At 71.3% G+C, this 6061-nt stretch carries 7 protein-coding genes; 3 read left to right on the top strand and 4 right to left on the bottom strand.

Annotated elements, in window-relative coordinates; all coding sequences use genetic code 11:
* Nucleotides 1-136: 136 nt before the first annotated feature.
* Entirely contained in the window at nucleotides 137-1378 is a 1242-nt protein-coding gene (gene mtaB, locus FV218_RS14490; RefSeq protein ID WP_147710336.1) for a tRNA (N(6)-L-threonylcarbamoyladenosine(37)-C(2))-methylthiotransferase MtaB, read from the bottom strand.
* Complete coding sequence (gene dapF, locus FV218_RS14485) at nucleotides 1379-2266, bottom strand: diaminopimelate epimerase (RefSeq protein WP_147710335.1); 888 nt, start codon at nucleotides 2264-2266, stop codon at nucleotides 1379-1381. It lies immediately after the preceding gene.
* Nucleotides 2267-2532: 266 nt separating this feature from the next.
* Here dapF and FV218_RS14480 point away from each other — a divergent pair, with 266 nt between their 5' ends.
* A complete protein-coding gene (locus FV218_RS14480; RefSeq protein WP_244474984.1) occupies nucleotides 2533-3192 on the top strand; it encodes a GyrI-like domain-containing protein in 660 nt (219 codons plus the stop codon).
* Here the strand turns inward: FV218_RS14480 and FV218_RS14475 are convergent.
* Nucleotides 3174-4865 (bottom strand): cyclic peptide export ABC transporter, encoded by a 1692-nt coding sequence (locus tag FV218_RS14475; RefSeq protein WP_147710333.1) that lies wholly within the window; start codon nucleotides 4863-4865, stop codon nucleotides 3174-3176. The genes FV218_RS14480 and FV218_RS14475 overlap by 19 nt on opposite strands.
* 59 nt (nucleotides 4866-4924) lie before the next feature.
* Between FV218_RS14475 and FV218_RS14470 the strand changes: the two genes are divergently transcribed.
* Together FV218_RS14470 and FV218_RS14465 are read left to right on the top strand one after the other, a co-directional pair.
* Nucleotides 4925-5188, top strand: coding sequence for a type II toxin-antitoxin system RelB/DinJ family antitoxin (locus FV218_RS14470; protein WP_147710331.1), 264 nt, complete (start codon nucleotides 4925-4927; stop codon nucleotides 5186-5188).
* Nucleotides 5175-5456: a type II toxin-antitoxin system YafQ family toxin gene (locus FV218_RS14465; RefSeq protein ID WP_147710330.1), complete on the top strand. Its 282-nt coding sequence runs from the start codon at nucleotides 5175-5177 to the stop codon at nucleotides 5454-5456. Before FV218_RS14470 ends, FV218_RS14465 begins: the two co-directional genes overlap by 14 nt.
* Nucleotides 5457-5523: 67 nt before the next feature.
* On the opposite strand, the gene FV218_RS14460 is transcribed toward FV218_RS14465, so the two are convergent.
* A complete protein-coding gene (locus tag FV218_RS14460; RefSeq protein WP_147710329.1) occupies nucleotides 5524-6036 on the bottom strand; it encodes a methylated-DNA--[protein]-cysteine S-methyltransferase in 513 nt (170 codons plus the stop codon).
* Between the last annotated feature and the right edge of the window lie 25 nt (nucleotides 6037-6061).

The following is a 6061-nucleotide window of genomic DNA, read 5'->3' as shown; positions in this document are numbered from 1 at the left end:
CTTCTCCCCCCTGCGGGAGAAGGTGGCCCGCGAAGCGGGTCGGATGAGGGGAGCACTGCCTTATCCTGGAAAGTCGCGCTGCCCCTCTCCCGGTCGCTCCGCGACCGCCCTCCCCCGCAGAGGGGGGGAGGGTTCGTCAGGCCGCGACCAGCACCTTCCCGTCATGCCCGGCGATGGTGACGTCCCGCAGTTCTCCGGCCGCTGCGTCCGCCGCCAGCCGCACCGGGGTGAACCCCTCCGTGCGGCCGAGGCCGCCGCGCTCGGTCAGCACCCGGTGGGTGCGCCCGACCTGACCCTCGAGATGCGCGTCCAGGGCCGCCGCCCCCGCAGCCCGCAACCGCGCGGCGCGGGCGCGCACCACGTCCCCCGGCACCGGCGGCATCCGCGCGGCCGGCGTGCCGGGGCGGGGCGAGTACGGGAACACGTGGAGATGGGTCAGGCCGCATTCGGCCACGAGGTCGAGGGAGCGGGCGAACTGCGCCTCCGTCTCCGTGGGAAACCCCGCGATGAGGTCGGCGCCGAACACCACCTCCGGCCGCAGGCGGCGCACGGCGGCGCAGAAGCGGATGGCATCGGCGCGGCCGTGGCGGCGCTTCATCCGCTTGAGGACGAGGTCGTCGCCGGCCTGGAGCGAGAGGTGGAGATGCGGCATCAGCCGGGCCGCGCCGGCGATGGCGTCCATGAGGGCGTCGTCGGCCTCGATGGAATCGATGGAGGACAGGCGCAGGCGGGCGAGGTCGGGCACGCCGGATAGGATCGCCTGCGTCAGGCGTCCGAGGCTCGATGGGTCCGAAAAATCGCGGCCGTAGGCGGTGAGATCGACGCCCGTGAGCACCACCTCCCGCCCGCCATGGTCGACGATGCGGCGGACCTGATCGACCACGTCCGCCGGGGGCACGGAGCGCGAGTTGCCGCGCCCGAACGGGATGACGCAGAAGGTGCAGCGGTGGTCGCAGCCGTTCTGCACCGGCACGAAGGCGCGGGTGTGCCCGGCAAGGGCGGCGATCCGGGTCGGCGCGGCCGTGCGGACGGCCATGATGTCGTCCACCGCCGCTCGGTCGGGGGGGACGCGGGCGGGTGCCCAGGTCTCTCGACGCGTCTTCGCGTCGTTGCCGACGAGGCGGGCGACCTCCGGCATGGCGGCGTAGAGGTCGGTCTCCACCTGCGCGCCGCAGCCGGTGACGACGATGCGCGCGCCCGGCCGGTCGCGGGCGAGGCGGCGGATCGCCTTGCGGGCCTGGCGCCCGGCCTCCTGGGTCACCGCGCAGGTGTTGACGATGACGAGGTCGTCGCCCGCATGGGGCTCGGCATGGCCGCGTATCACCTCCGCCTCGACGGTGTTGAGCCGGCAGCCGAAGGTGAGGGTCTCGACGGCCATTCAGGCGGCGCCCGCGAACAGGCCGGGCTCGAAGGTGCCGTCCCATTCGAGCGCCACGGGGCCGGTCATGAGGACGTGGTCGTCGGCGCGCCACTCGATGACGAGGTCGCCGCCGGGCAGGGTCACGGTGGCGCCCCGGCCGATCATGCGCAGGCGCGAGGCCGCCACCATGGTGGCGCAGGCGGCGGTGCCGCAGGCGAGGGTCAGGCCGGCGCCCCGCTCCCACACCCGCAGGGTGATGGCGTCGGGGCCCGTCACCCGGGCGAGGGAGATGTTGGCGCGGTCGGGAAAGAGCGGATGGTTCTCCAGCATCGGGCCGATGCGGGCGAGGTCGTAGGTCTCCGGATCGCGATCGACGAAGAAGATCGCGTGCGGGTTGCCCATGTTGACCACCGCCGGCGAGTGCAGCACCGGCGCGTCGATGGGGCCGACCTGGAGCTCGATGCGCCGGGTGTCCTGGAACGGCTCGGCCAGGGGGATCTCGTCCCACTTGAGCCTGGGCCGGCCCATGTCGACGGTGAAGGACCGCTCGGCCATGCGCTTGACGCTCACTAGACCGCCCCGCGTCTCCAGGGTCAGGCGCCCGCTCTCGGCGGGGCGGGCCATGGCGGGATCGTCGAGCATGGCGTAGGCGACGCAGCGCGTGCCGTTGCCGCAGGCGCCGGCCTCCGAGCCGTCGGTGTTGTAGATGCGCAGGGCAGCGTCCGTGCCGGGGGTGCGCGCGTCGTGGATCACCATGAGCTGGTCGAAGGCGGACGTCGGATGCGCCGCGATGGCCCGGACCTCCTCGGCGGCGACCCGGATGTCGGTGCCGCGCAGGTCCAGCACCACGATGGCGTTGCCGGCGCCGTTCATCTTGAGGAACCGTCGGTGGGCGAGTGCGCTCATGTCTCTCGGGATGGCTGCCCCGGCGGAAGGGCCCGGGCCCCCGCATATAGGCGAAAGCCTCGGGCCGCGCACGCGGAGCCGCCGGGGGGCTGCGTTGCAGAAGCGCCGCGCCCGCTCACGTTCGTGCGCGCGGACACCCGATGCGCCTCGCGGGCGACCGGCTTCGTCACTACGTTGACATCCCATGCTTCGGCCTCCCCGGGAGGCCGCGATCCTCCGGAGCGCCCGCCGTGATTCGCTTTCGTCTGACGCTGCTCGCCGGATGCCTGGCTGCCGGCCTCGCCCACGCGGAAGAGGCGGTGCCGCCGGCCGTCGCCAATCCGCTGCCCACTACGACGACCCCCGGCCCGGCCGGTCCGGGCAGCCCCGACGTGCCGGTTCCGGCCCAGGCGGGCGCCGCCCCGGCCGCGACCCCCACGGCCGCCCCGCGAAAGACCCTGGTGGAGACGCCCGGCGACGCCAACGACGTCGATACCGTGTCCCTGCCGGCCAAGCCCGCCGCGATCCTGGCGGGGCGGGCGAAGTGGGAGGAGGCGGTGCCGAGCCTGAAGGCGGCGTTCCAGCGCATCGAGGCGGATCTCGCCAAGGCCGGGATCGCGCCCGTGGGCCGGCCGCTGGCGGTCTTCGCCAAGACCGACGACGACGGGTTCCAGTACGACGCGATGATTCCCATCGCGGCGATGCCGGACCCGAAGCCCGCCGAGGTCGACGGCCTGCGCTTCGGCACCACCCCGAGCGGCAAGGCCCTGCGCTTCCCGCACCGGGGCTCCTACGACGAGATCGACGGCACCTACGAGACCCTGACCGCCTACCTCGACGCCAAGGACGTGGTGGTGCAGGACCGGTTCATCGAGGAATACGTCACCGACCTCAACGACAAGGCCGACGAGAAGCTCGACGTGAACATCTACGCGCTGCCGAAATAGGAGGGCTCCGCCCGGGCCGGGACCCCGCCCGGCGCCTCGGTCATCTGGCCGTCGTCCAGGTGGACCACCCGGTCGGCGGCGTCGAAGTAGCGGTCGTCGTGGCTGATGACGACGAGGGTCCGGCCCTCGCGCTTCAGGGCCGGCAGCAGGTCCGCGTAGAACAGGCGCCGGAAGGTCGGGTCCTGCTCGGCGGCCCACTCGTCGAGGACGAGGACCGGGCGTCCTTCCAGAGAGGCCTGGATCAGGGCGAGGCGCTTGCGCTGCCCCGTCGACAGATCCGTGGTCGAGAACGCCCCGTCCCGGATCGCGACCTTGTGGGCGAGGTCGAGTTTTTCGAGGTAGGCGTCCCCCGCCCGTGCGCCCAGGCCGGCGGGCATCACCAAGTCGTCGAACAGGGTGTAGTCGAAGAACACCGCCGAGAAGTGCTGGCGATAGGCGTCGCGGGTCTCCCCCGTCACCGGCACGCCGTCGAGGAGGAGCGTGCCCGTCTGCGGCGGGTAGAGGCCGAGGATCAGCTTGATCAGGGTGGTCTTGCCCGAGCCGTTCTCGCCGACGATGAACAGGATCTCGCCCCGCCGGAGGGTCAGGTCGACGGGGCCGAGGGTGAAGGCCGGCCCGCCGTCCACGGACGGGAAGGTGTGGCTGACGCCACGCAGCTCGATGGTGTCGATGGCGGTGGATGCGGGCGGGATGGCCGGGGTCAGGAGATCGGGCTCGGCGGCGTCGCGATCGGCCGAGAATTCGGCGATGCGCCCGTAGGCGACCTGCGCCCGGCCGATCTCGGGCAGGCAGGCGAGGATGTAGCTGACCGGCGTCTCCACGTAGAGCAGCACCAGCACGAAGCCCGACAGGACGGTGTTGTCGATCCCGACGAGGGCCTTGTAGGCGATGATCGCCGCGATGGTGGCGAACAGGGCGAGCTTCTTGATCAGGTAGGAGAACTCGAACAGCGTCTGCGTCGTCCAGGCGTTGCGCCGCAGGCTCTCGATGCAGCCGGCCAGGGCCTCGTTGCGCACCCGCAGGCGGCGCACCTTGTTGAGGCGCAGTTCCCGGCAGCCCTCGGTGAGGGTCTGGTAGTGCTTCTGCTGTGTCTCCACGAGGGTCCGGCGTGTCCGGAAATGGACCATCGCCCGGCGGCGCAGGACGGCCTCGCCGTAGCTGCCGAGGCCGAAGCCGATGGCGGTGATCGCGAACAGGGGCGGTGAGAGGGTGAGCAGGTAGGCGAGGCAGCCGGTCAGCACGCCGATCTGGATGATCAGGCCCGACAGGAGCCCGATGACCCGCGAGAGGGTGCCGGCGTCCTCGTTCAGGGAGGCGAGGACGCGGTGGCGGCCGAGCCGTTCGATGCGGGAGAGCGGCGCGGTCAGGATCAGGTCCGCCAGATCCCGGTTCAGGGTCGCGTTGATGCGCCCGCCGGCCAGGCTGCTGCCGAGGCCGGAGACGAGGGACCCGCCGACGCCGAGGACGACGAGGCCGAGGAAGATCGGCAAAAAGTTCTCCGGCAGGCCGCCCTCGGCGTGGATCGCCGTGTTGACCTTGGCCAGGACCGCCGCCGTCGCCAGCCCGCTCGCCGCGCCGATGGCCGAGGAGACCGCGACCAGCGGCCAGAGCGGACGCAGGAGCCGCACGGCATCCTGGCCGAGGCGTCCCAAACGCGTGTTCGTCTCCGCCATGACCCCCTCGCGAAATGTCCTGGTCTGCATTACAGTGTCGTGCAGACGGGAAAACCACCATGGCCGCCAACAAGCTGATTCAGGCTCGGATCGACGCCGCGACGAAGGAGGAGGCCACCGTCGTTCTCGCGGCCATCGGCCTGACGCCATCCGATGCGATCCGGATGATGCTCACCCGTGTCGCCCGCGAGAAGGCCCTCCCGTTCGAGCCCCTGGTGCCGAACGAGACGACCGTCGCGGCCATGCGCGAGGCCCGCGAAGGCAAACTCACGCGCTTTTCGGGCGTCACGGCGCTGATGGCCGATCTCGCTGCGGACGATTGAACGGACGACGCAGTTCAAGCGCGACTTCAAACGGGAGCAGCGCGGCCGGCATCAAGCGACGCTCCGGGCCGATCTGATCATCATCCTGGAGGATCTCGTGAACGATCGCGCCCTCGCGCCGAAACTGCGCGACCACGCCCTGACAGGAAACTGGAAGGATCACCGCGATTGTCACGTCAAACCGGATCTCGTTCTGATCTATCGGCTGGTCGATAAGACGACACTTCAACTCGTGCGCCTCGGATCACATTCCGAGCTCGGTCTTTAGGGGAGAACCTGAACGCGCTGGACGGGGGCGTCATCGATCATCGACCGGCTGCCGCAGTCACGATCTGTCACAGCAGACTGAGCTGCCCCGGTCCCGGCACGGCCGGGCCGCCTTCCAAGGCCAGCAGGAAGCGCTTGGTCTCGACGCCGCCGGCAAAACCCGTGAGCGCGCCGCCGGCGCCGATCACCCGGTGGCAGGGGACGACGATGGGGAGCGGATTGGCGCCGTTGGCCGCGCCCACGGCGCGGCTCGCCGACGGGCGCCCGATCCGGCGGGCGAGTTCGCCGTAGGAGATGGTCTCACCCGGCGGAATGCGGGTGAGTTCCGACCAGACCGCCCGCTGGAACGGCGTGCCGCGCGGCGCGAGGGCGAGGTCGAACCGGGTGAGGCGTCCGTCGAAATAGGCGGCGAACTGCGCCCGCGCCTCGGCGAAAGCCGCATCGTCCCGGTGCCAGTCCACCCCAGGTGTCATCGCGCCCTTGCCGGTGGGAAAGCCGATGCGGGCCAGCCGCTCATCCGTACCCGCGAGGACGAGGGGACCGATGGGGCTGGCGAGAATCGTGTAGTGCGTTTCGGACATGGCCGTTCCTCCGCAACGGATTCCG

Source organism: Methylobacterium sp. WL69, from assembly GCF_008039485.1.
Classification (GTDB): Bacteria; Pseudomonadota; Alphaproteobacteria; order Rhizobiales; family Beijerinckiaceae; genus Methylobacterium.
This window is presented reverse-complemented; position numbering and strand designations above follow the sequence as displayed.

Bases quoted from the DNA above. Each gene is read 5' to 3' on its own strand.
- mtaB (WP_147710336.1), bottom strand. From the start codon at position 1,378: ATGGCCGTCGAGACCCTCACCTTCGGCTGCCGGCTCAACACCGTCGAG.
- dapF (WP_147710335.1), bottom strand. From the start codon at position 2,266: ATGAGCGCACTCGCCCACCGACGGTTCCTCAAGATGAACGGCGCCGGC.
- FV218_RS14475 (WP_147710333.1), bottom strand. From the start codon at position 4,865: ATGGCGGAGACGAACACGCGTTTGGGACGCCTCGGCCAGGATGCCGTG.
- FV218_RS14470 (WP_147710331.1), top strand. From the start codon at position 4,925: ATGGCCGCCAACAAGCTGATTCAGGCTCGGATCGACGCCGCGACGAAG.
- FV218_RS14460 (WP_147710329.1), bottom strand. From the start codon at position 6,036: ATGTCCGAAACGCACTACACGATTCTCGCCAGCCCCATCGGTCCCCTC.